17 protein-coding genes are annotated in these 22,520 nt (G+C 58.9%); 6 read left to right on the forward strand and 11 right to left on the reverse strand.

Annotated elements, in window-relative coordinates; translation table 11 throughout:
- Positions 1-346: 346 nt before the first annotated feature.
- From hslU to lon, 3 genes are all read right to left on the reverse strand, one after another.
- Positions 347-1,759, reverse strand: a complete 1,413-nt coding sequence (hslU, locus tag BMZ66_RS19800; protein ID WP_092677564.1) for an ATP-dependent protease ATPase subunit HslU — start codon at positions 1,757-1,759, stop codon at positions 347-349.
- Between the two features lie 162 nt (positions 1,760-1,921).
- Positions 1,922-2,986, reverse strand: a complete 1,065-nt coding sequence (gene porQ, locus BMZ66_RS19805) for a type IX secretion system protein PorQ (RefSeq protein WP_143080302.1) — start codon at positions 2,984-2,986, stop codon at positions 1,922-1,924.
- Between the two features lie 129 nt (positions 2,987-3,115).
- Entirely contained in the window at positions 3,116-5,539 is a 2,424-nt protein-coding gene (gene lon, locus BMZ66_RS19810) for an endopeptidase La (RefSeq protein ID WP_092677568.1), read from the reverse strand.
- A 368-nt stretch (positions 5,540-5,907) separates the two neighbouring features.
- On the opposite strand from lon, the gene BMZ66_RS19815 reads away from it, so the two are divergent.
- Both BMZ66_RS19815 and BMZ66_RS19820 read left to right on the forward strand, forming a co-directional pair.
- Positions 5,908-8,034 carry an OmpA family protein gene (locus BMZ66_RS19815; protein WP_234795174.1) on the forward strand — a complete coding sequence of 709 codons (2,127 nt, stop codon included), beginning with the start codon at positions 5,908-5,910 and terminating at the stop codon, positions 8,032-8,034.
- 57 nt (positions 8,035-8,091) lie between these two features.
- Entirely contained in the window at positions 8,092-8,532 is a 441-nt protein-coding gene (locus BMZ66_RS19820) for a hypothetical protein (protein ID WP_092677572.1), read from the forward strand.
- A gap of 7 nt (positions 8,533-8,539) precedes the next feature.
- Here BMZ66_RS19820 and BMZ66_RS19825 read toward each other — a convergent pair whose 3' ends face one another.
- The 4 genes from BMZ66_RS19825 to BMZ66_RS19840 are packed head-to-tail and all read right to left on the reverse strand — an operon-like array spanning position 8,540 to position 11,382.
- Positions 8,540-9,007, reverse strand: a complete 468-nt coding sequence (locus BMZ66_RS19825; protein WP_092677574.1) for a 3-oxoacyl-ACP synthase — start codon at positions 9,005-9,007, stop codon at positions 8,540-8,542.
- On the reverse strand, positions 8,986-9,417 hold the full coding sequence (locus BMZ66_RS19830) for a hypothetical protein (RefSeq protein WP_092677576.1): 432 nt from the start codon (positions 9,415-9,417) through the stop codon (positions 8,986-8,988). The genes BMZ66_RS19825 and BMZ66_RS19830 overlap by 22 nt, the downstream gene beginning before the upstream one ends.
- A gap of 2 nt (positions 9,418-9,419) precedes the next feature.
- Positions 9,420-9,884, reverse strand: coding sequence for an HAD family hydrolase (locus BMZ66_RS19835; protein WP_092677579.1), 465 nt, complete (start codon positions 9,882-9,884; stop codon positions 9,420-9,422).
- A gap of 4 nt (positions 9,885-9,888) precedes the next feature.
- Positions 9,889-11,382, reverse strand: coding sequence for a GH3 family acyl-acid amido synthetase (locus BMZ66_RS19840; protein WP_092677581.1), 1,494 nt, complete (start codon positions 11,380-11,382; stop codon positions 9,889-9,891).
- 144 nt (positions 11,383-11,526) lie between these two features.
- On the opposite strand from BMZ66_RS19840, the gene BMZ66_RS19845 reads away from it, so the two are divergent.
- Both BMZ66_RS19845 and BMZ66_RS19850 read left to right on the forward strand, forming a co-directional pair.
- Positions 11,527-11,961: an OsmC family peroxiredoxin gene (locus tag BMZ66_RS19845; protein WP_092677583.1), complete on the forward strand. Its 435-nt coding sequence runs from the start codon at positions 11,527-11,529 to the stop codon at positions 11,959-11,961.
- 187 nt (positions 11,962-12,148) lie between these two features.
- On the forward strand, positions 12,149-12,646 hold the full coding sequence (locus tag BMZ66_RS19850) for a hypothetical protein (protein ID WP_092677585.1): 498 nt from the start codon (positions 12,149-12,151) through the stop codon (positions 12,644-12,646).
- 147 nt (positions 12,647-12,793) lie between these two features.
- Here the strand turns inward: BMZ66_RS19850 and dnaA are convergent, their stop codons facing one another.
- The 3 genes from dnaA to BMZ66_RS19865 form a co-directional block, all read right to left on the reverse strand.
- The gene (gene dnaA / locus BMZ66_RS19855; protein WP_092677587.1) at positions 12,794-14,350 is read right to left on the reverse strand and encodes a chromosomal replication initiator protein DnaA; all 1,557 of its coding nucleotides are present in this window, start codon (positions 14,348-14,350) and stop codon (positions 12,794-12,796) included.
- 152 nt (positions 14,351-14,502) lie between these two features.
- Entirely contained in the window at positions 14,503-15,441 is a 939-nt protein-coding gene (locus BMZ66_RS19860) for a bifunctional metallophosphatase/5'-nucleotidase (RefSeq protein ID WP_092677589.1), read from the reverse strand.
- A gap of 30 nt (positions 15,442-15,471) precedes the next feature.
- Positions 15,472-16,236: a 5'-nucleotidase C-terminal domain-containing protein gene (locus tag BMZ66_RS19865; RefSeq protein WP_092677591.1), complete on the reverse strand. Its 765-nt coding sequence runs from the start codon at positions 16,234-16,236 to the stop codon at positions 15,472-15,474.
- A 185-nt stretch (positions 16,237-16,421) separates the two neighbouring features.
- Here BMZ66_RS19865 and BMZ66_RS19870 point away from each other — a divergent pair, with 185 nt between their 5' ends.
- Together BMZ66_RS19870 and scpA are read left to right on the forward strand one after the other, a co-directional pair.
- Positions 16,422-18,203, forward strand: coding sequence for a methylmalonyl-CoA mutase family protein (locus BMZ66_RS19870; protein ID WP_092677593.1), 1,782 nt, complete (start codon positions 16,422-16,424; stop codon positions 18,201-18,203).
- A gap of 221 nt (positions 18,204-18,424) precedes the next feature.
- Positions 18,425-20,602, forward strand: coding sequence for a methylmalonyl-CoA mutase (scpA, locus tag BMZ66_RS19875; RefSeq protein WP_092677812.1), 2,178 nt, complete (start codon positions 18,425-18,427; stop codon positions 20,600-20,602).
- A 188-nt stretch (positions 20,603-20,790) separates the two neighbouring features.
- Here scpA and BMZ66_RS19880 read toward each other — a convergent pair whose 3' ends face one another.
- A complete protein-coding gene (locus BMZ66_RS19880) occupies positions 20,791-22,131 on the reverse strand; it encodes a S8 family peptidase (protein WP_234795175.1) in 1,341 nt (446 codons plus the stop codon).
- Positions 22,132-22,520 lie beyond the last annotated feature (389 nt).

Raw genomic sequence — 22,520 nt, forward strand, 5'->3', positions numbered from 1 at the left:
CCATTTTGACGTAAACGCAATGCTAGTTCAATTATTTACAAAATGGACACTCGTGCTGGCACTTCTCCACCTGGAAGTGGCGAAGGCTCGGTGCCGTAGCAGCAGGATGTAATTAGACTTAGTAGGCTAAGGCATTTCATTTTCACAATTATAGATTATAGCGACGGCGCATAATATCAGTGCTATGCAATAACTATAATCATCCATTGTTCTTACAGCCCTCAACGCATTTCAAAACTGTTATCAACCCAACATGTCTACTCAGCATAATCCATCTATCTTAGCTTCCTGAACAAGCAAAGTTGTGATTATATGAGTTTTATTACATTTATTACCCGTTAGAATGTTATAAGATATACTGGCTCAAATCCCGGTTCTTCACCATGTCATTGAGCCGCTCATTCACGAGGTCGGCGGTGATGAGGATACGGGCATTGGGGCCAATCTTATCCGGAACGTCGTAGAGAATATCATTGAGCAAACGGCTCATAACCGTGTGCAAGCGGCGAGCCCCAATGTTCTCCACTTCCGCATTCACCTGAGAAGCTATTTCAGCGATGCGCTCGAGGGCGGCATCATCGAAGGTGAGTTCTACCTCCTCGGCTTTCAGCAAGGCTTCGTACTGCTTAGTAAGTGCATTCTTGGGGTCTTTAAGAATGCGGAAGAAGTCGTTCTTGGTCAGGCTTTGCAGCTCGACGCGAATGGGAAAGCGGCCTTGCAGCTCGGGAATGAGGTCACTAGGTTTGCTGACGTGGAAAGCGCCGGCGGCAATGAACAAGATATGATCGGTGTTGACGATGCCATACTTGGTGTTGACGGCCGAGCCTTCCACAATGGGCAGCAAGTCGCGTTGCACGCCTTGGCGGCTTACGTCGGGACCGCCACCGCCGCCACTCCGGCTGCCGCTGCTGGCTACCTTGTCAATCTCATCAATGAAGATGATGCCGGCGTTTTCAGCTTGGCGAATGGCTTCGTCCTTTACTTCGTCCATGTCGATGAGTTTAGCGGCTTCTTCATCGAGAAGGAGCCGGCGTGCTTCGGCTACGGTCACTTTGCGCTTGCGGGTTTTCTTGGGCAGCATGTTGCCCAGCATGTCCTGCAGACCCGAGAGGGTGCCTTCGTCCATGCCGGGAGGCGCACCCATCACTCCGATGTTGGGGCCAGACTGGGCCACCTGAATTTCGATGCGGCGGTCTTCGAGCTCGCCGTTTTTGATTTTTTGGCGAAACCGCTCGCGGGTGCGCTCGTTCAGTTCGGCGTCGGACTGGGGAGTGTCGTCGGCCCCTCCCCCACCGCCGAAGCCCAGACCAGCTTTGGACCCTGCAGGACGGGGCACGGCTGGAATCAAGGCGTCGAGAATCAATTCTTCGACTGCATCGGCAGCCTGGGCTTTTACGGCTTCCTGGCGACGGGCTTTCACGCGGTTAACGCTTTGCTCGGCCAGGTCGCGCACCATGCTTTCTACGTCTCGGCCCACGTAGCCCACCTCGGTAAACTTGCTGGCTTCCACTTTCACAAAGGGAGCATCGGCAAGGTGAGCCAGGCGGCGGGCAATTTCGGTTTTGCCCACGCCGGTGGCGCCTATCATGAGAATGTTATTAGGTACTATTTCGGCCTGCATATCGGCCGGGGCATGGAGCCGGCGCCAGCGGTTGCGCAGGGCAATGGCCACGTGGCGCTTGGCATCGTGCTGGCCAATTATGTACTTGTCGAGTTCGGCCACGATTTGGGCCGGGGTCAGAAAATCTTGATTAAGCATAAACGGATGTACGGGAGGATCTGAAATAAGAACGTCATGCTGAAAGCTACCGAGGCGGCTCTACTAAGCACCTATCCCTAACGCGAGGGGGTACTGCTGCAGTAGAATGGCTCCGGCTGCTTTTAGCATGACCGTTGTGGTGGTTAGGTAGAGAAGGCAGCGCTATTCTTTCTTTTTGAACAAGGAGTCCAGATTGCGGGACAGTGTGAAGTACTCACTAGACCCAGCGGCTTGCAGCACTGCGTGGGTATAGTCAATTTGAAAACTGCTGATTTTAAGCATGATTCCGAAGCTAAGACCGGCGCCACCGCTGGTGTTTTCCAATCGCAGCTCCCGGCGCTGAAGGTGGTTGTAACCCGCGCGCACGTGAAGGTTCTTGCTAAGCTCCAGGGCAGCACTGGCGGTAAAATGACGCGCCAGGTTGTCGCCGAAGCTTTTGGTGGGCTTTTTCTCTACGTTGTTGCCGTCTAATTGGCCACGTTGGTTGGGGTCGATGTATTGAATGTCCCACTGCTGCAGGTGGTGGGCCGTGAGCGAAAACCGCAGCGGCATGTGCTCGGGCTTGATGGTGGCACCGAGCTGCACGTCGAGGGGCAGGGGGCCACGGTCGGTGCCGGGGTAAGGCGTGAGCTGGAGCCCTACGTTTTTGGCAGCCAAGCCCACTGTGAAATCCTGCGTGGCGTGCTTGAACACTACCCCTACATCGGCCACACCGGCAAACGAGCGGTTGCCGGCAATGCTGGAAACCGCCAGCTTGGTAGTGGCGCCAAACGTGAACTTGCCCTTGGTGTACGAGTCCGATACGCCCACCGTGTACTCATTTACGCCAAAGGTGCCCAAGCTATTACCGGCCGGGTCGTAGCTCTCGAAGCTGCCATAGTTGAGGTAAGTGATGCCCACGCCAAAACGGCCGTATTTCTCGGTGTTGAAGACGTAAGCGGCGGTGCTCTGCTTGATGTCGGCCACGTAAGCCACGTAGCTCAGGGCGAGGCGGCCGTCCATGCCTTCGTTGAGCAGGGCCGGGTTCGCAAAAAGCATGGAGGGGTCGTCGTTGCGGGCCGATACATTGGTGCTGCCCAGCGCGGCTTGTTGGGCACCGGTTGGCAGGTCCAGAAAGGGAAACACCGTGCGGCCCCCAAGCTGCTGGGCAGCAGCAGGCCGGAACGCTACAATTCCCCCAACCAATAAGCATAAACCGGCAACCCGGTGAGCGGAAAACTGCTTCATACGTCTAAGTTAACGCTTGTAGAACGCGCTTGAGCTTGTTGCCAGCAAGGGCCCTCCCGAACAACGCTAGCCAATTAGCTAAAGTATAAGGGTGCTCTTTCTGGCAACAAGCTCAAACGTGCGCTACACCTACTGCACCTCTACGCTGGGCCCTACCACGGGCACGGGCTCGTCGCGCACGGGAAGCTTTTGCGGATGCGGCACCAGCTCATCGAGCAAGGCTACGCGCAGCACGTCGTCCACGCGCTCGGCGTAGTGAATGGTGAGGCCTTTGAGGTAGTCTTCCTGAATCTCCTCGATGTCCTTGCGGTTTTTGGGGCACAGAATGATGTCCTTCATGCCGGCACGGCGGGCAGCCAGCAGCTTCTCCTTGATGCCGCCCACGGGCAGCACCTTGCCTCGTAAGGTGATTTCGCCGGTCATGGCCAGGCGCGGGCGCACGCGGCGCTGCGTGAAGGCAGAAGCCATACTGGTGAAGATGGCAATGCCCGCGCTGGGGCCGTCCTTGGGCACGGCGCCTTCGGGGAAGTGAATGTGCAAGTCGTACTGCTCAAACAAGCGGTAATCGATGCCAATCTCATCGGCACGGCTGCGCAGGTAGGAAAGGGCCGTGATGGCCGACTCCTTCATCACGTCGCCGAGCTGGCCCGAGAGCGTGAGCTTGCCACGGCCGCGGCTCAGCAGGCTTTCTACAAAGAGTATGTCGCCGCCCACGCTGGTCCAGGCCAGGCCCGTTACTACGCCGGCGGTGTCGTTGTCCTGATATTGGTCGCGGTCGAACATCGGCGCGCCGAGGATTTTGCGGATTTCTGCCGGCTCCATCACGGCGGGTAGCTCCTCCTTTCCTGCCTTGCGGCGGGCCAGGTTGCGGGTCACAGCGGCCAGCTTGCGCTCCAGGCCGCGCACGCCCGATTCCCGGGTGTAGTCGTCGGCCACACGGTGCAGGGCGGCGTCAGTAATCTTCACTTCAGCCTCGCCCAGGCCGTGGTCTTTCAGCTGCTTGGGCCAAAGGTGCTTGCGGGCAATCTGCACTTTCTCCTCCTGGGTGTAGCCCGTGAGGTCGATGATTTCCATGCGGTCGCGCAGGGCGGGCTGAATGGTATCGAGCGAGTTGGCAGTGGCAATGAACAGGACCTTGCTCAGGTCGTACTCTACCTCCAGGTAGTTGTCGGTGAAGGTGGCATTTTGCTCGGGGTCGAGCACCTCGAGCAGGGCCGAGCTGGGGTCGCCGCGGAAGTCGCTGCTCACCTTGTCTATCTCATCGAGAATGATGACAGGGTTAGAGCTACCAGACTTCTTAATCTGCGCAATAATGCGACCGGGCATGGCCCCCACGTACGTTTTGCGGTGCCCGCGAATCTCGGCTTCGTCGCGCACGCCACCCAAACTCATGCGGATGTACTTGCGGCCCATGGCGGCCGCAATGCTACGGCCCAGGCTGGTTTTGCCCACGCCGGGAGGGCCGTAAAGGCACAGAATAGGCGCCTTTAGGTCCTGCTTTAGCTTGAGCACGGCGATGTATTCCAGAATCCGCTCCTTCACCTTTTCCAGGCCGAAGTGGTCGGAATCAAGAATCTTCTTGGTTTGCTTCAGGTTGAATTTGTCCTTGGTGTACTCGCCCCAGGGCAGGTCGAGCAGGAACTCCACATAGTTCATGCTCACCGAGTAGTCGGGCGCCATGGGGTTGGTGCGGGCCAGCTTTTCCATCTCCTTTTTGAAATGGAGCGCCACGCTTTCGGGCCACTTTTTGGTCTCAGCGCGGGCCTTGAGGCGATGGACGTCCTCATCGGGGCCCTCCTGGCCCAGCTCATCCTGCAGGGTTTTGAGCTGCTGGCGCAGGAAGTACTCCCGTTGCTGCGCGTCGATGCCGGTGTGGGTTTTTGAACGGATGTCCTGCTTAATTTCGAGCAGCTCGGCTTGGCTGAGCAAGGCCTCCAGCAGTTGGCGCGCTTGCTGCTCGGGGTCGGCTAGCTCTAGCAATTTTTGCTTGGCGGGCAGGTCCAGCTGCACATTCGACGACAAGAAATGCGTCAGGAAAGCCGGCGACTGGATGCCGTCGAGCATTGCCCGGGCTTCCATTGGAATCTCCGGCGTGAGCTCCAAGACCTTGGTGGCCGCCTCGCGCAGGGCCTGCAGCAAGCCAAACTCACCGGGGATGTCGGGGTTGAGGGCTACTTCCGAAAAGTAAGATACCCGCGCCGTGAGCAGCGGCGTGAAGGTGAGCTGCTCTTCAATGGTGAAGCGCACCTGCCCTTGCAGGATGATGGTAACCTGGCCATCGGGCTGCTCCAGCAGCTTGAGAATACGGGCCAGCGTGCCTACTGAATGCAGCTCTTCGGTGGTGGGCTCGTCGGCGTCGGGGCTTTGCTGGGCTACTACCCCCAATAGCTTGTCGGCAGCATAAGCCTTGCGTACTAGCTTGATGCTTTTTTTGCGAGTGACCGTGACCGGCAGCACCACCCCAGGAAACAGGACGGTATTGCGCACGGGCAGCAACAGCAACGTAGGCGGGGCATCGTCGCCGCGCAGCAAGTGGTCGGGGTCGGCGGCCATAATGGCAATAGCTTCGGGTTGGGAATTAGTGTCGCTGAAGGCCCGAATGCGGGACGGCGCAGAGGATGTAGGGGAAGTGACTGGTGCCAAACGCATGAACGAGAATAAAGCCTAAAGCAAGAAAATGGTGCCAGTTTGGCAGCCGTACGCCGCGAGAAGCGGGAGGTACAAGGTACGGCTTCCCGGCACTTTTGGACATCAATGGCCGTGCCAGCGAAACTGTTCCGCCAAAGCGGCGCAATTCGCTACGAAATCGCAGCTGCCCTCCGCTTGAAATCGCTAATTTGTTGGCAACTTGCGTAAATTATTATACCAATACTCTACTAATGTCCGTCATATTGCGTTTGTGCCAATTAATTCTCCTATTTATGCTGGGAATGGCCGCCGCTCCGCACGCTCAAGCCCAACGCCGCCCTACCAAAGGAATTCCTCCGGCCGCATCACCATCTGCGGACACCACCAGTGGTGGCGCTTCGGCTGCCCCGGCCGGCCGCACTCCCAACGCAACCAAGCCACGGACAACACCAACCGCCAGCCCCACTCCGGCCAACCAGCCGACCATTGCGCCTGGCAGCTATCGCGTTACGGGCCTAAATGGCCGCATCACGCGAAAACTGCGCCTGCGCTCCGACGGCACTCCGGACTTCATCTACATCAACAGCTACCCTTATTTTGAGGATAAGAAAGCCCTGCGGGCCATTGCCAAAGCCGAGCGCCGGCACCAGTACCGCGAGGCTCGGTTGATGCTGGAGAGCTACGTGGCCAAGTTTGGCCCCACCAATTTTGCCCGCAATACCGACATGCTTTGGCGCCTGGGGCAGTTGCTAGAGCGCGACAATCAGCAGGCGAAGGCGAAGGCTTACTACCGCCTCGCCCTCAAGCACCACCGCACCGACATTAAAAAAATACAACTCTATTACGACTCGCTCGAGAAAAAAAATCAGGACCTGTACGTCCCCCTCAAAACGTACTACGACCTAGTGGAGTACCGCAAAAACCTGAACACGTTTCATCCTCCCCGCGGCGTGTACACGAGCATGGGCGATGCCGTGAACACCAAGTCGCCGGACTACGGGCCCGCCATGGGCGGCAACGATTCCATTATCTATTTTAGCAGCAAGCGCAAGCGCCGGGGCATCACCGGCGTGATGGACGAAGACCTCTACTTTTCCCGCAGGGAAGGCATCAACTGGAGCGACGCCGAGCCCATGCCCAAGCCCATCAATTCGCCCAACAACGAAGGCTCGGCGTGCCTGAGCAAGGACGGAAGGACCATTTTCTTTGCCCGCTGCGAGTGTTCGACCTGCCACGGCAATTGCGACCTGTTCACGGCCACCAAGGGGAAAGACGGCAAATGGAGCACGCCTAAAAGCTTGGGGCCCAACGTAAACTCGTCAGCCTGGGATTCGCAGCCCACGCTTTCGCAGAACGAGGATACGCTATACTTTGCCTCTGACCGGCTCGGGGGCTTCGGACTGTCGGACATCTACTTCACGCACAAGCTGAAAAATGGCCAGTGGAGCCCCGCCCAAAACGCTGGGCCCGTGGTGAACACCCGCGAAAGCGAAGTAAGCCCCTTCTACCACCCGCTCTACCACGTGCTGTACTTCAGCTCGCGTGGTCAGCTGCTGAACTTTGGCGACTTCGACATCTACAAGACCTACCGCGTGGGTGGCCGCTGGCAGGAGCCCAAAAACATTGGCCCCTTGGTCAACGGCAAGGGGTCGGAATACTACTTTACCATCGACGCCGATAGCAAAAACCTCTACTACGCCCGTTCCGAAGCCGAGAACATCAACAACCTCGACCTCTACTCCTTCCCGCTGCCCATGGAGGCCCAGCCGCTGGCCACCACCCACGTCGAGGGCACTCTCCTCGATTCGGTGTCCAGCAAGCCGCTCAAAGGTATTGTGAGCATTATTGACTTGGACAACGGCATTGAAGTGGCCAGCAAGTTTATCCGGCCCGATGGCACCTTCGACTTCGAGCTGATGGAGGGTTCGCACTACGCCATGCTGATTCAGAGCACCGATTTCTTCAGCGTGGAAAAACAGTTTGAGCTGAAAGGCGACACGGTAATGACCTTGCTTACGAACAGCATCGACTATAAGCTGCCGCTGATTTTTAAAAATATTGAATTTCAGCCGGGTAAGTCAGCTATTCTGCCCTCCATGCACACGACGCTCGACCGGATAGCCATTTTTCTGGTTGACCACCCCACGTTCCGGCTCAACATTGGGGGGCACACCGATGCCAGCGGCGACCCCGACGTGAACGAGCAGCTCTCGCAGGACCGCGCCGAGGAAATCCGCCGCTACATTGAGCGCAAGGGCAAGCTCAAGCCCAACCGCATCGAGAGCCTGGGCTACGGCTCTACCCGCCCCCTCAAAGACGAGCTGACCGATGCCGACGCCAAGGTGAACCGCCGTGTCGAGTTTCGCCTCATCAAACCCGACAACGAAAAGCCAGCCGATGGCGGGGGAGATTGGAAATAGCGTAGTCTTAATGGCAGCATCGCCGCTTCTACTCAAGGCAATCAAACCCAGGCTAACGTGATACTCAACCACATTCCTGATTTTAGCCTGCAGTACGAGGACACGCTGGGCTTGCTGCGCATGGAATGGGTTTCGGGCGAAGCCACTCAGACGCTCCGCGCCAGTGCCGCGCAGCTGCTGCTCCTGGCTCGGGAGTTGGCCGTGCGCACGCTGCTCATCGACATGAACTCGCTGCCCAACATTTCGGTGGAAGACGAGCTGTGGCTGGGCACCTACTGGATGCCCGGCATTGTGCAGCTGCCGCTGGAGCGTCTGGTGCTGGCCATCGATAGTGGCCAGCTGCACAACCAGCTGGCCATCGACGCACTGCATGACTTGGTGCAGCCCGCCATTCGGTTCGAGTCGCATTATTTCTCGGATGTCCTGTCGGCCCTACAGTGGCTCACCGAAGGCACCAACCGCCTGCCCGCGCTACTGGCCGAGTGGAGCGCCCGCTAGACCTCTCCTACTCCACTGCCAGCACCTGCACCGCCCTGCCGTTGAACGCGACCTGCTCGCCAGCCCGCAGCCCCTTCAGCGCCAGCGCCACCGGCGCAGCAGCCGACACGGCAAAGACTTCGGGCCCACCCTCTATCACCAACCTGCCCGCGCTGATGCTGATATAGAAGCGGCCCATGCTGGTGTGCACCAGCGCGCCGGGCCGCACGGTGTCGCAAGCTCCATTGGGGCTGATGCGGGCCAGCTCGGCTTGTAGCTGCTGGGCCTGCTGCATGTGAGCGGCGTTGCGGTCGCGCTCGGCATTGGCCATTTCACGGCCGGTTTCATACTTGTCGCCCGCGCTGCTCTTGGTTTCGGAGCTCGAGGACTCCTGGGCGGCTTGCATGGCGGTGCGCGCCGCATCGATGCGCTCCTGGATAAAGGCTTGGCAGAGGGCGTGGAGGGCGGGTTTGGTCATCTCGTCTCGGCTTTCCATACTATTTGCGAATTGATTTGCATCTGCCAATTCGAGAGCAGCATTCCTAATTTGTTGATGGCAGCTACTTCGGAAGCAATTGAAAATTCGAACCGGTGATGCTCAGCTCGCTCTTCGTTATTATCAACTATTATTTTCAGCGCCGCATGCCCTGCTGGGCTGGTGCAATAAGCCTCTATGAGCAAGTAGCCCAAAGACGAAGGATACCCAACCTGGCCAATTTCAAAACTAACCGTACCCGTGGCGCTTTTGGGGAATTCCATCAACGATTCTCCGAAAGCTGTAAACATACCGGCATCACCATAAAAATATACGTGTGCTTTAACATCTGGCCTGATAATCTCTATGTCGAATGAATAATCATCATCGTGGTCAATGGTGACAGAAAACTTGAGTTTGCTTCTCTTCATGCTTATGCCTGGTTGATTTGACTGCCAGCTAACTCAAGTGCCGCCCGCACCTTTTCGGCCCATTGTTCATCATCGGGCGCCACCACCAGCATGCGGAAGCCGTGCCGTTCGCCTTCTATTCGCACTCCATCCGAATCATCAATCAACAAATCGATACCGAAGCTTGGCGGGTGCTTGGTGCATCTCACTTTAACTGTTTGGTTGTGCCGCTGCTGGTTCACTACTCCATCCAACCAGATTCCGTGCAACCAAAACAGCTTGCGGATGTGCCAAATGCTACGGTAAGAAGTAGTGTACACCCACACTTCCCAGCCCTGCTGCTGGCAGTATTCCGCAAGTTTCTCAATTCCCTGACGCAGCCGCTGGCCGCCTAGCAGCCTGGCTAAAATATATCTGCGGGGCTTCTCCAACGGGAAGTTATATCCACAGTGAATAAGGGTGTTATCAAGGTCAAAGGCGACTCGCATTGTATTAAACGAAAAGTAAGCCCTCGGCAACCTTCCGGTCGTTGCCCAGGCGCGGCACCTTGTTTTGCCCGCCCAGCTTACCCAGGCTTTTCATATACCGCTGAAACGCACCAGCAGGTAGCGGCGTCAACTGCAGCGGCACCAGAATATTGCCACGGCGCAGGTCATCATAGTAGGAATTACGCTGGCGCAATGCCGCATCCAAAGCCGCCGCGAAAGCAGCAGCATCGCGCGGCGGGCGCGCAAACTCTACCAGCCACTCATGGCGCGAAGGGGTGGCGGGGTCCTCACTTACCAGGGGCGCTACGGTGAATTCTACTACTTCTACCTCCGGGAACTGAGCCATGCCGGCGCGCAAGGCCTGTTCCACTTCCTCGCCAATGACGTGCTCGCCAAAGGCCGAAAGGAAGTGTTTGATACGGCCCGTTACCACCACGCGGTGCGGCGCCAGGCTCACAAACCGCACGGTGTCGCCCAACGAGTAAGCCCATAGGCCGGCGTTGGAGGTGAGCACCACGGCGTACTGCTTGTCCAGTTCCACATCGGCGATGGTGAGGCGGGGCGCGTCGGGCTCGAAGAAGCGCTCGGCCGGCACAAACTCGAAGAAGATGCCGCTATTCAGCAGCAGGAGCAGCCCCGGGTTGCCCGGCTCGTCCTGGAAGGCCAAGAAGCCCTCCGAGGCCGGAAACAGCTCAATGCTATCGACGGGCCGCCCGATGCTTTCGAAGAGCTTGGCGCGGTAAGGCTCAAAGTTGACTCCGCCGTACACGAACAGGTTAAAATCTGGAAAAATATCTTTGATGGGGCGGCCGGTGCGGGCCGTGAGCCGGTCGAAGTACATCTGCACCCAGGGCGGAATGCCCGATATGAGGGTCATCTTTTCCCCCAACGTTTCGTCCACGATGCGTTCCAGCTTGGTTTCCCAGTCCTCGATGATGTTAGTGGCGTAGCTCGGCAGCTGGTTGCGGCGCAGGTAGGCCGGCACATGGTGGTTGGCAATGCCCGAGAGGCGGCCGGTGCGGATGCCGTGGTGTATTTCCAGCTCCGGGGAGCCCGACAGGAAGATTAGTTTACCATCGAGAAACTGGCTGCGGCCGGTGCGGTATATGTAGTAAAGCAGGGCATCGCGGGCCCCATCGATGTGGTTGGGGATGCTGTCCTTCGTGATGGGGATGTACTTGGTGCCAGAGGTGGTACCGCTGGTTTTAGCCAGATACAGCGGGTGGCCGGGCCAGAGCACATTGGCTTCGCCGGCTTGGGTGCGGTCGAAATAAGATTTGAGGCCTTCATAGTCGCGCACGGGCACTTGGCGGGCCAGGTCGGTAGGCCTCGCTATGCCGCCCAGGCCGTGGTCGCGGCCGAACGCCGTGTTGGCAGCCGCAGTGGTAAGCTGGTGTAGCAACTCTAGTTGGGTAGCTTCGGGGCGGTGCTGCCAGCGCTGGTGGCGCCGGGCAACGTACCGGGCCAGCGGCCGGCTGAGTGCAGATTTTAGTCCCATAATCTGATTAAAAGCGCTGTTTCAGCGGTTGCGAAGGTACGTTGGCTCGGTGCACCAGTGCGCAAGCCCGGCAACCCGGCTAACTTGCCGCCGTTACCCTTGTTTCCCATACTCAACACTTAACTCACCAATCACCAAACAATCATGGCAGACCACAAAGGCACCGCCGCCTGGACCGGCGACATCAAAGGCAGTGGCACCCTCAGCACCGAAAGCGGCGCACTCAACGCTCCCTACTCCGTGGGCAGCCGCTTCGAAGGCAAGCAAGGCACCAACCCCGAGGAGCTCATCGGCGCAGCCCACGCCGGCTGCTACACCATGTACCTTACCAGCGTGCTCACCAAGCACGGCCACCAGGTCGAGAGCATCACCACCACCTCCACCGTCACAATGAACCCAAACAACGGGCACCCCGTCATCGAGCGCATTCACGTGAGCACCGAGGGCCGCGTGAGCGGCGGCAACATTACGGACGAGGATTTCCAGAAGCACGCTGAAGACGCCAAAGCCAACTGCCCCGTGTCGAAGGCGCTGAGCGCCGTGCCCGAAATGACGCTGGATGCTAAGTTTGTGGGCTAGTTTTAGCCCCAGCTAATTTGAAAGGCCGTCATGCTGAGCTTTCCGAAGCATCTCCACCGCGCAACTAATCAATTCTAGTAGTGCGATGGAAATGCTTCAGCAAGCTCAGCATGACGTTTTTATTGTTCCAAGTCGTCATCATCACCCTACACGCCGCCGTTTCTGCTTTCCGCACTAAATTTGCCCTATGCCCACTGGTACTACTCGCATCCGTCTTCGCCCCGCTAATACTTCCCGCATCCCCTTCTGGGGTCAATTAGCCATCGGCGCCTTCTGGCTGACCTATGTGCTGTTTTCGATGTGGGGCGATACCAAAGCGAATGATTACCATTTCCTGCACTGGGTTTTCCTTGTGTTCACATTCGTGTACATCGGCTACGTGCTAGTGCACAACGCCCCCATTTTTGGTACCCAGAGCTACCTGGAGTTCACCCCTGGCTACATCGTGCACAAGGCCGGTCTCTTCCGTGCCAAGCAGGTATTTGCCGCCGAGCGGATTGCGACCCTTGAGCTTCGCCCCATGCTGTTGCGCTTGCAGCTAAAAGACGGCGAAGTATATGCCCTGAACCTACGCGAAGTGAAAGGCAAAATGCGCAAAACCCGCTTTCGTGAGCAGGTACGGGAGTTTGCCGCTAAGCATGAGGTTCGGCTCTCGGAAACCAATAACCCTACGGCTACAGCCTAGTTATTCGGATTTGCAGCATGCTGTAGAGACGCCACACTTGGCGTCTCGGCTTCTGCGCCGTTGAGTTGTAGCAGCCCCTCCTATCGTTTAGTTATTGTTCACCGCCGAGGCGCAAACCGCAGGTTGGCGTAGCCAAGCGTCGCGTCTCTACTTCGCGAACTTCTTGCGCAGCTCGTCGACTTGGTCGCGAAATTTCTTGTCCGAATCCACCAAATCCGACACGGTTTGCACCGAGTGCATCACGGTGGTATGGTCGCGCCCGCCAAAGTGAAAACCAATGGTTTTCAGCGTGTGCGCGGTGTGGTGCTTGGCGAAGTACATGGCAACCTGGCGGGCCGTTACCACTTCCTTTTTGCGGGTTTTGTCTTTCAGCAGCTCTACGGAGATGCCGAAATAAGCGGCCACAGTCTTCTGAATGAAGTCGAGGTTGACTTCAGCTTCTACTTCTTCGATGATGTGGCGCAGGGCCTGCTTCACCATTTCCAGGTCGATATCGCGGCGCGAGAGGCTGCTTTGCGCCACCAGCGAGGCAATCACGCCTTCCAGCTCGCGCACGTTGGTGTGCACCGAGTTGGCAAGGTAGTCCACCACGTGGTCTGGCGGAATATCGATGCCATCCTGCTCCATCTTGTTGCGGATGATGGCCACCCGCGTCTCGAAGTCGGGGCTTTGCACATCGGCCGTGAGGCCCCACTTAAAGCGGTTGAGCAACCGGTCTTCCAGGCCCAGCAGGTCCTTGGGGGGCCGGTCCGATGTCATCACAATCTGCTTGCCGGACTGATGCAAGTGGTTGAAGATGTGAAAGAACATCTCCTGGGTCTTGCCTTTGTTGGCCAGAAACTGCACGTCGTCCAGAATCAGGGCATCGACTTGCAGGTAGAAGTTGGCGAAGTCCTGCACCTGCGCGCGCTGCACGCTATCGATGAACTGGTTGGTGAACTTCTCAGCCGACACATACAGTACAAAGCGCTCGGGCGCCGTTGCCTTAATGTGGTTACCGATGGCCTGCACCAAGTGCGTTTTGCCCAGGCCCACGCCGCCGTACACCATCAGTGGGTTGAAGCTGGTGGTGCCGGGCTTGTTGGCCACGGCCAAGCCCGCTGAGCGCGCTAGGCGGTTGCAATCGCCCTCGATGTAGTTATCGAAGGTGTAAGAGCCGTTCAGCTGCGACGGCACGAGGTTGCCGTCCATGGGGCGGGCCGTGTCGAAGGGGTTGCGCGGCGGCGCCATGGTATCGGCCGTCTGGTTGTTGATGCCGAAGTTGCCGCGGGGCGTAGTGCGCACCGCCGCCGAATTCACGTAGCGGGCCGAACCGGCCCGTGCACTGCCGGCAAAGGGGTTGCCCGCGGGTTGCGATGGTGCCGGCTGCGGGGCGTCGCGCGGGTCGGGCGCGGCCGTTTTGCGGGGCGGCGGCAGATGCAGGGCGCGCGGCGGCGTTTGGTCGTTGCCCTGGTCCACTACTACACTGTATTCGAGGCGGCCATCGGCGCCCAGCTCGCGGAAAAGGGCGCGACGCAGCTCGTCCACGTAATGCTCCTCCAGCCAGTCGTAGAAGTAGGCGCTCGGCACCTGAATGGTCAGCACGTTGCCCTTCAGCTCAACCGGAACAATGGGCTGAAACCAAGTCTTGAAACTCTGCTCCCCGATTTCCGCCGAGATGCTGCGTAAACAGCCAGCCCAAACCGTGCGAAAATCTTTGAGCATGAGTTATTTGAACAGTAACCGGGTGCGGGCCGGGAGCGAAAAGAGTGACGAAAACAGCGGGCACGAGGTGCCCATATTATTTTAGAGGGGGACAAAATTGTGGAAAACTCAGCACTTAAAAAAGCCGTTTCCCGCTTGTTTATATCGTGCTTTTAACAGGCTGCCCGAACCGGCACCACAGAGGCACTAGCTAAACCGGCCCGTTTTGTTTTCGGCGAAAATTCATAATCCAGCCTTCCTAAATTTATACCTGACCAACCCACTTGATTTATCAGGGTGGGCTTGCCGTCGGGGCTGGCAATGGGCTCCGGCGCGTCCATAAACGTGTGGGTGTGTCCGCCCAGTATCAGGTCGATGCCGGAGACTTGAGCCGCCAGCTTGCGGTCGTCAATTTTCGCGCTTTCGTACTTGTAGCCGAGGTGCGAGAGGCAGATAACCAAGTCGCACTTTTCGGCTCCGCGCAGCTGAGCCACGGTTTCGGTGGCCTTCGCCACAGGGTCGAGGTACTCGGTGGCACCAAAGTTTTTATCGCCCACCAAGCCCGCGAGTTGAATGCCCAGGCCGAACACTCCAATGCGGACGCCCTGCTTCTCAAATACCTTGTAAGGAGCAAAACGGCCGGCCAGCGGCGTCTTGGAGAAGTCGTAGTTGGCGATGAGGAAGGGGAACGTGGCGTTGGGCAGCTGGCGCATCAGGCCGTCGAGGCCGTTGTCGAAATCGTGGTTGCCGAGCGTGCTGGCGTCGTACTTCATCTCGCTCATGAGCTTGTACTCCAGCTCGCCGCCGAAGAAGTTGAAGTACGGCGTGCCCTGGAAAATGTCGCCCGAGTCGAGTAGCAGCACGTTGGCCTCCTTGCTGCGGATGTCTTTGATGAGCGCCGCGCGCCGCGCCATGCCACCCAGCCCGGCCCACTGCCCGCCGTTGTCGGGAAAGGGCTCGATGCGCGAGTGCATGTCGTTGGTGTGCAGAATGGTGAGCTTGATGGGCTCTTTAGCAGCAGCGGCTTCGGCGGTGTTGGCCAGGCCACCCAGCACGGTGAGACCGGCAGTGCCGAGCAAGGATTGACGAAGAAAATCGCGGCGAGTAGTCATCGGGATAGTAGTAATTAGAGTCCTTGCGCTTTACTGTTTCACGCGGCCTTCGACCTTGGCGGTCACGGGTTGGCCTGCCTTGGTGAGGCTGCGGATGTGGTCGGCAATGGCGTTGCGCAGCAGCACGTTGGTGTGGCGGGGCTCAATGGTTTTGAAGAACCCCATGTTATCGCCGCCCGAGGCCAGGTAGTCGGAAATGGCGATGGGCCAGGTGCGGTCCTGGTTGGGGTCGAAGACTTGGTTGCCGATGCGAATGTCTTTGGGCAGGCCGTCGAAAGTTACGGCGTAGGTGGCACCCGAAACTGCCATTTTGATGTTAGCCGCGTACTCGAATAGCTGCTGCACCACCGCGCTGGGGGCGTCGAGCACCACCAGCTCGTTTTCGAACGGCATCAGCTCAAACACCGAACCCAGCGTAACCGGGCCAGCTGAGAGGCTGGCGCGCAGGCCGCCGTTGGTCATCACGCCCAGCGGAACGGGTTCGCTAAGTACCTGACTGGCACGGGCCCGCTGCAAGTCGGCCACGAAGTTGGCCAGCGGCGACTCGCCCTGGGCTTTGAGCAGCGGCATGGGCGCCGTGCCCAGCACCTCCTGCATTTGGGTGGTCACCTTGTCGTGGTAGGGCGCAATCATGGCGGCCACGGCGGGGTCTTCGGCCTGGGTTTTTCCAACGGGCTGGCTGGTGGTCGGCGCAAAGCGGGCCGTGGGTGCATACGCGGCTCGTTGGCAACCGGGGGCAACCGCTACCACCACCAGCAGGGCGGCTAAAGCGGTACGAAAAGAGTTTTGCAGCATGAAGGCGACAGCTAAAGCAGCTTGGTTATTTTTTGCAAAGCTACGATGCCCGTTCCTCCTTATGCTGAACCGGGAAGCCGCCAGCGGGCAGCTTCGGGACTAGCGCGGTATCTTTCGGCCTGTTTTCAGCGTTGCTATGCCCAAAGCAGAACCGATGGAAATGATGCCCCGAAGCGCCAATACTTATGTCTGATTCTCCCGTTGCCACGCCCGTTTCGTTTGCCGAATTTCCGGCCGTAACCACCGCGGAGTGGCAAGCCCGCCTGACCCGCGACCTGAAAGGCCAGGACCCCGCCACGCTCCGCTGGCCCCTACCCGATGGCTTTAGTGTGGAGCCCTTCTACCACCGCGAGGCCTTGGCCGCGCTGGGCGGGCTGCCTGCCCCCCTGCCCCACCCGCAGGCGCCATGGCTGAACGTGCCCGTGATAAACGTGCCCGCCGGTGATGGCCGCGCCGAAATTGACCGCGCGGCCGCCGCGCTAGAGCAAGGAGCCGAGGGCATTCACTTTGTGCTGACGGAAGCCGAGTCCTTTGCCGTGCATCATCTGGCCGAGCAAATGCCCTTGCCCACCACTTACATTGGCTACACGGTGGCCGCCGAGCCCGACGTATTACTTGCCCATTTGATAGATACAGCACCAGGCACGGCCTTGCGGGGCTTCCTGCGCTTCGCGCCCGGCGCGGTGCCCGAAGGCGCCGAACTAGCCAACTACCGCACTGCCCTGCGACGATGCGTGAGCCTGACCACGGGCATGCCCGACTTCCAGGCTCTGGCTGTGAACGGCGCCTTTTTTGGCAACCGCGGCGCTACTGCCACCCAGCAGATTGCCTTCAGCCTGAATACGGCCGCGGCGCTGCTAGCCGAGCTGCCCAACGACGAAATTAGCCCGGACCAGGTAGCGGCGGCCTTGCACCTGCACGTAGTTATTACGCCTAGCTACTTCCCCGAAATTGCCAAGCTGCGGGCCCTGCGCCGGTTGTGGGCCACGTTGCTGCATGGCTTTGACCTGCCCGCCGCGCTCAACCAGCGCCTGCGCATTCACGCCGCCACGGCCTCATGGACGCAAACCACCCTCGACCCCCACACCAACCTGCTGCGCCACACCACCGAAGCCATGAGCGCCGTACTCGGCGGTGCCGATTCGCTTTCGGTGGCGCCGTTCGATAGCTTATTTGCCGAGCCCAACGATTTTTCGGGTCGGCTGGCGCGCAACCTTTCGGTGCTGCTCCGTGAAGAATCGGGCCTGGGCCGGGTGCAGGACCCCGCCGCGGGCTCTTACTACCTCGAAACCCTCACCGACCAGCTGGCGCAGGAAGCCTGGGCGCTTTTTCAGCGCACGGAGGCGGCCGGTGGGCTGCCCAAAGTGCGGGCGCAGGTGCTGGACGAAATCAAGCAAGTGGCGACCGAGACGTTTCGGCGCATTGCGAGCGGCCAGCAAATTGTGGTCGGAACCAACCGCTTCCAAAACCGGGGCGAGCAGTTCAGCTTCAACCCCAAGAAGCTGTTGCGGTCCGCCGAATTTGACGTCACCCGTGCGTCCTATCCCACCGAGGTGCTGCGCCTGGCTACAGCCCTGCACTTTGAGCGCCGCGAGAAAAAGAGCAAGCGCGCCGCCGTGGTGCTACTGGGCACCAACACCAACCAAGTGATTCTGGAGACTTTTCTCAACATGCTGCTGCCTCACGAGCGGCCCGAAATTGCTGCCAGCCATCCGGAAGGCACTTTGTCGCTGCTGTACTCGTCGCCCGAAGAAGCTACGCTGATGTACGCCACGCCCGAACAGTTCCAGCGCTTCGCTCGCTTCATCTATCAAATTCCGACCGAGAAGCAGGTATTCATTCCCCCTACCCTGCTCAGCTCCGACATGCCCACCCTGCAAGAGGCTGTACGGGTGTTTGGGTTTCACGAAATGAAGGTGCAGGGCTACACCACTGAGCAAGTGCTGGACCGCATTCAAGGACGTTAAGCCAAGCTTTGTCATTGCGAGTGAAGCGCAGCGGAACGCGGCAAACGAAGTTCAGCGCAGCTAATCCGTCTTGTAATCACCAGAGACCGTCGGAGCGCGACACCATTCAAAAACAAATTAGTAAGCCTATCACATTACAAAGCTGGTCGCATTGAGAGGACGGATTGCCGCGTTACGCTGCGCTCCACTCGCAATGACTGATGCCTTTCGCCATTCCGCCTATGAAACCCGATTTCTCCACCATTCCCTACAACGCGGCTACGGCGCCTAGCGCCACACCTGCTGCTTCGGAAGCTGCTACGCTCACGCCGGAGGGCATTGCCATTAAGCCGGTGTACACTGCCGCCGATGTGGCCGGGCTCGACCACCTGGGCTTTGGGGCGGGCCTGCCGCCGTACCTGCGCGGGCCCTACGCCAGCATGTACGTGCAGAATCCGTGGACCATTCGGCAGTACGCGGGTTTCTCAACGGCCGAGGCCAGCAATGCCTTCTACCGCCGCAACCTAGCGGGCGGGCAAAAAGGGCTGTCGGTGGCGTTCGATTTGGCTACGCACCGCGGCTACGATTCCGACCACCCGCGGGTGCAGGGCGACGTGGGCAAAGCCGGCGTAGCCATCGACTCGGTGGAGGACATGAAGATTCTCTTCGACCAGATTCCGCTTGACCAGATGTCGGTGTCGATGACCATGAACGGGGCCGTGCTGCCGGTGCTGGCCTTTTATATAGTGGCGGCCGAAGAGCAGGGCGTGACGCCGGATAAACTGGCGGGCACCATTCAGAACGACATTCTGAAGGAGTTCATGGTGCGGAACACCTATATCTACCCGCCCGCGCCCAGCATGCGCATCATCGCCGATATTTTCAGCTACACGGCGGCGAACATGCCCAAGTTCAACTCGATTTCCATCTCGGGCTACCACATGCAGGAAGCCGGCGCTACCGCTGACCTGGAGTTGGCCTACACCCTGGCCGATGGCCTGGAGTACGTGCGGGCCGGCTTGGCGGCGGGCATGAAAATTGACGAATTTGCCCCGCGCCTATCCTTCTTCTGGGCCATTGGCATGAACCACTTCATGGAGATTGCCAAGCTGCGCGCCGGGCGCCTGCTGTGGGCCAAGCTCATGCAGCAGTTCAACCCCACCAACCCCAAGAGCCTGGCCCTGCGCACGCACTGCCAGACCTCGGGCTACTCCCTTACCGAGCAGGACCCGTACAACAACGTGGCCCGCACCGCCATTGAAGCGCTGGCCGCGGCCCTTGGCGGTACCCAAAGCCTGCACACCAACGCGTTGGACGAAGCCATTGCCCTGCCCACCGACTTCTCAGCCCGCATTGCCCGCAACACCCAGCTTTACCTCCAGCACGAAACCGACATCACCAAAGTAGTCGACCCCTGGGGCGGCTCCTACTACGTGGAGTCCCTGACCCACGAGTTGGCCGACAAGGCCTGGGCCCTGATTCAGGAAGTGGAGGAATTGGGCGGCATGGCCAAGGCCATTGAGACCGGCCTGCCTAAGCTGCGCATTGAAGAAGCCGCAGCCCGCAAGCAGGCGCGCATCGACTCGGGCAAGGAAATTATTGTGGGAGTGAACAAGTACCAGACCACCGAGAAAACCGAAGTGGAGGTGCTCGACATCGACAACGACGCCGTGCGCGAAAGCCAGATTGCGCGCCTCAAGAGCATCCGCGCCAGCCGCGATAACGTGGCCGTGAAGGTGGCACTGGCCGCCCTGACCGAAGCGGCCGGCGTGCGCGTAGAGGAGCTAGCGACCGCAAAGGCAACAGCCGACAATAGCCAACCGCTCACCCACAACCTCCTGGCCCTGGCCGTGACCGCCGCTCGGGCCCGCGCCACCCTCGGCGAAATCTCCGACGCCCTCGAAGCCATGTACGGCCGGCACCAGGCCACCACGCGCACCGTGTCGGGCGTGTACTCTCAGGAAATGCACCACAACGAAGCATTCGAACAGGCCCGCAAGGCCGCCGAAGATTTTGCCGCCCGCGAAGGCCGCCGCCCCCGCATGCTGGTAGCCAAAATGGGCCAGGACGGCCACGACCGCGGCGCCAAAATCATCGCCACTAGCTTCGCCGATGTGGGCTTCGACGTGGACATTGCGCCCCTCTTCCAAACCCCGGGTGAAGTAGCCCGCCAGGCCGCCGACAACGACGTGCACGTGGTGGGCGTGAGCAGCCTCGCGGCCGGCCATAAAACCCTGCTGCCTCAGCTACTGGCGGAGCTTAAGCAACTGGGGCGTGAGGATATCCTGGTGATTGCTGGCGGCGTGATTCCAGCGCAGGACTATGGGTTTCTATATGCGGCGGGCGTGGCCGGCGTGTACGGGCCGGGCACGGTGATTGCCACGGCAGCGCAGGAGATTCTGGCGAAGCTGGCGGAGTAAGTAATTTCCACCATCGCAGTTGCATAGTGTAAATCTCACTGACAAAAAAAGCCCGCTGAATAAAGCGGGCTTTTTTTCTTATTAAAATTCTTGAGCTTCTAATCTATAACGCTTAATGCCGCTTTAATCCGGGATATGAGCAACCAAGGCTAGATGTTTCGGCTGCCACAGAAGGGGCATTTATAAACCTACTTTTTCTGAGTAACAGCCCGCAGCGCATTCACCCGCCCAAACCCGTAGTACGGGTCGCGGCCAGGCTTGCCCAGGTCATCGGCCGAGGCGCGGAGGATGGCCTCGACGCGGGCGGGGTCCATCTGGCCGCCGTTTTTGCCGATGATGAGGGCGGCGACTCCGCTGGCGTGGGGCGCGGCCATGCTCGTGCCGGCCAGCCAGGAATAGCCGCCGTGGTGGTCGGTGCTGAGCACCATGTCCATGGCGTAGGTGGGCTGGTAATAGCCGAATAGCGTAGTTATTTCATAAAAGTCGGGGTAACGGGAATCGCCACCTGGTGCAGCAAACGCCACCGTGGGCGTGCCGTAGTTGGAGTAAGATGCAAACCGGTCGAGGTTGCAGGTTTCGGGGGCTTTGCCCCAGCCCATGGGGCCCGTGGCTGAAATGGCGATAACCCCGGAGGCATCGGCTGGCATGCGCACCCAGTTGTGGTCTTGGCTGGTGTCGATGCCGTCGTTACCGGCCGAGGCAATGATGGTGGCACCACGCTTGCGGGCGTAGCTGGTAGCCTTGTTCAGGGCAGACAGCAAGTCCTTGGTGGCTTTGGAATTATTGATGGTCTTGCCGTTTTCGTCGCGGAACTTACCGTTGCGGGGCAGCAATGCCGTTAGGCTCATGTTGATGACATCGGCGTTATGGTCGGCGGCGTAAATAATGCCGTTGATTAGCCAAGACAATTGGCCTTCGCCAGCGTCGCTCATCACCTTCACCAGCAAAAGCTTGGCCTTGGGCGCTACTCCTATCACGCCCTCGTTGTTGTCGGCAGCGGCAATGGTGCCGGCCGTGTGCGTGCCGTGGCTGGTACCGTAGGTGCGATGCTGCGCATCGTAGCTTTCGCCGGGCAGCGTTACGAAGGAGGTGCTGCCGATGATGTTATCCTGCAGGTCGGGGTGGGTCAGGTCATAGCCGGTGTCCAAATCGGCCACTATCACGCCCTCGCCCCGGGCGCCGGTGTTCCAGGCAGCAGGTGCCTGAATGGCCGTCAGGCCCCATTGCAGCGGGAGAAAAGGGTTGTTGCCTCGCACGCCGGAGCCGGCGTGAGAAGCTGGCTTTACAAACGGGCGCGCCGGCTGAACTTCATCGGAATAAAACACGAAATCATTGACTACGGCCTGCACTCCCGGCATCTTGGCGGCTTGAGCAGCAAAGTCGGGGTCGTCGGAGGTGGCCGTGGCCAGGCCCGCGCCTTTGAACTCGGCGGTTACCTTGCCCTTGGCGCGCTTGGTTTGGTTAGCAAGGTCGGACGGTAGTCCATCGCCCGAGTAGATAACGATGTAGTGCTTGGACAGCAGCTGCACGTCCTTTTTTTTCGGTTTGCTGTCTTGGTAGACGGGCGATGCTTCTGGCCCCTCGGGGCTCACTGGGTCTTTGCTACAACCAGCAACAAAAAGCAGACCCAAACAAAGCGCTGGGATAATACGCCGGGTAGAGGTATGGTACCACATAGAATAACTATTAATGAACGAAGGATAGAAAGAGCCTACATACTGCTTAAGCCTCTTTGAAGTTAATCAATTATTACGCCACCTACCTGATTTTTTCATAGTTTAAATTGGATTGAAACCAATTAAGCCGATAACATCATCCGTAGATTGTGCCATCGATTTATCCAACAGCCGACTATGAAATGCTCCTAAATCAGCAACTTTTGTTCTGATTCAAAGAAATAAAAAATAGTTCCTCGCAA

Source organism: Hymenobacter arizonensis, from assembly GCF_900115775.1.
Taxonomy (GTDB): domain Bacteria; phylum Bacteroidota; class Bacteroidia; order Cytophagales; family Hymenobacteraceae; genus Hymenobacter; species Hymenobacter arizonensis.

Bases quoted from the DNA above. Each gene is read 5' to 3' on its own strand.
- hslU (WP_092677564.1), bottom strand. From the start codon at position 1,759: ATGCTTAATCAAGATTTTCTGACCCCGGCCCAAATCGTGGCCGAACTC.
- BMZ66_RS19850 (WP_092677585.1), top strand. From the start codon at position 12,149: ATGCCCACTGGTACTACTCGCATCCGTCTTCGCCCCGCTAATACTTCC.
- BMZ66_RS19870 (WP_092677593.1), top strand. From the start codon at position 16,422: ATGTCTGATTCTCCCGTTGCCACGCCCGTTTCGTTTGCCGAATTTCCG.
- BMZ66_RS19825 (WP_092677574.1), bottom strand. From the start codon at position 9,007: ATGGAAAGCCGAGACGAGATGACCAAACCCGCCCTCCACGCCCTCTGC.
- BMZ66_RS19840 (WP_092677581.1), bottom strand. From the start codon at position 11,382: ATGGGACTAAAATCTGCACTCAGCCGGCCGCTGGCCCGGTACGTTGCC.
- BMZ66_RS19815 (WP_234795174.1), top strand. From the start codon at position 5,908: ATGCTGGGAATGGCCGCCGCTCCGCACGCTCAAGCCCAACGCCGCCCT.
- dnaA (WP_092677587.1), bottom strand. From the start codon at position 14,350: ATGCTCAAAGATTTTCGCACGGTTTGGGCTGGCTGTTTACGCAGCATC.
- BMZ66_RS19865 (WP_092677591.1), bottom strand. From the start codon at position 16,236: ATGCTGCAAAACTCTTTTCGTACCGCTTTAGCCGCCCTGCTGGTGGTG.
- lon (WP_092677568.1), bottom strand. From the start codon at position 5,539: ATGGCCGCCGACCCCGACCACTTGCTGCGCGGCGACGATGCCCCGCCT.
- BMZ66_RS19830 (WP_092677576.1), bottom strand. From the start codon at position 9,417: ATGAAGAGAAGCAAACTCAAGTTTTCTGTCACCATTGACCACGATGAT.
- BMZ66_RS19845 (WP_092677583.1), top strand. From the start codon at position 11,527: ATGGCAGACCACAAAGGCACCGCCGCCTGGACCGGCGACATCAAAGGC.
- BMZ66_RS19835 (WP_092677579.1), bottom strand. From the start codon at position 9,884: ATGCGAGTCGCCTTTGACCTTGATAACACCCTTATTCACTGTGGATAT.
- BMZ66_RS19860 (WP_092677589.1), bottom strand. From the start codon at position 15,441: ATGACTACTCGCCGCGATTTTCTTCGTCAATCCTTGCTCGGCACTGCC.
- porQ (WP_143080302.1), bottom strand. From the start codon at position 2,986: ATGAAGCAGTTTTCCGCTCACCGGGTTGCCGGTTTATGCTTATTGGTT.
- scpA (WP_092677812.1), top strand. From the start codon at position 18,425: ATGAAACCCGATTTCTCCACCATTCCCTACAACGCGGCTACGGCGCCT.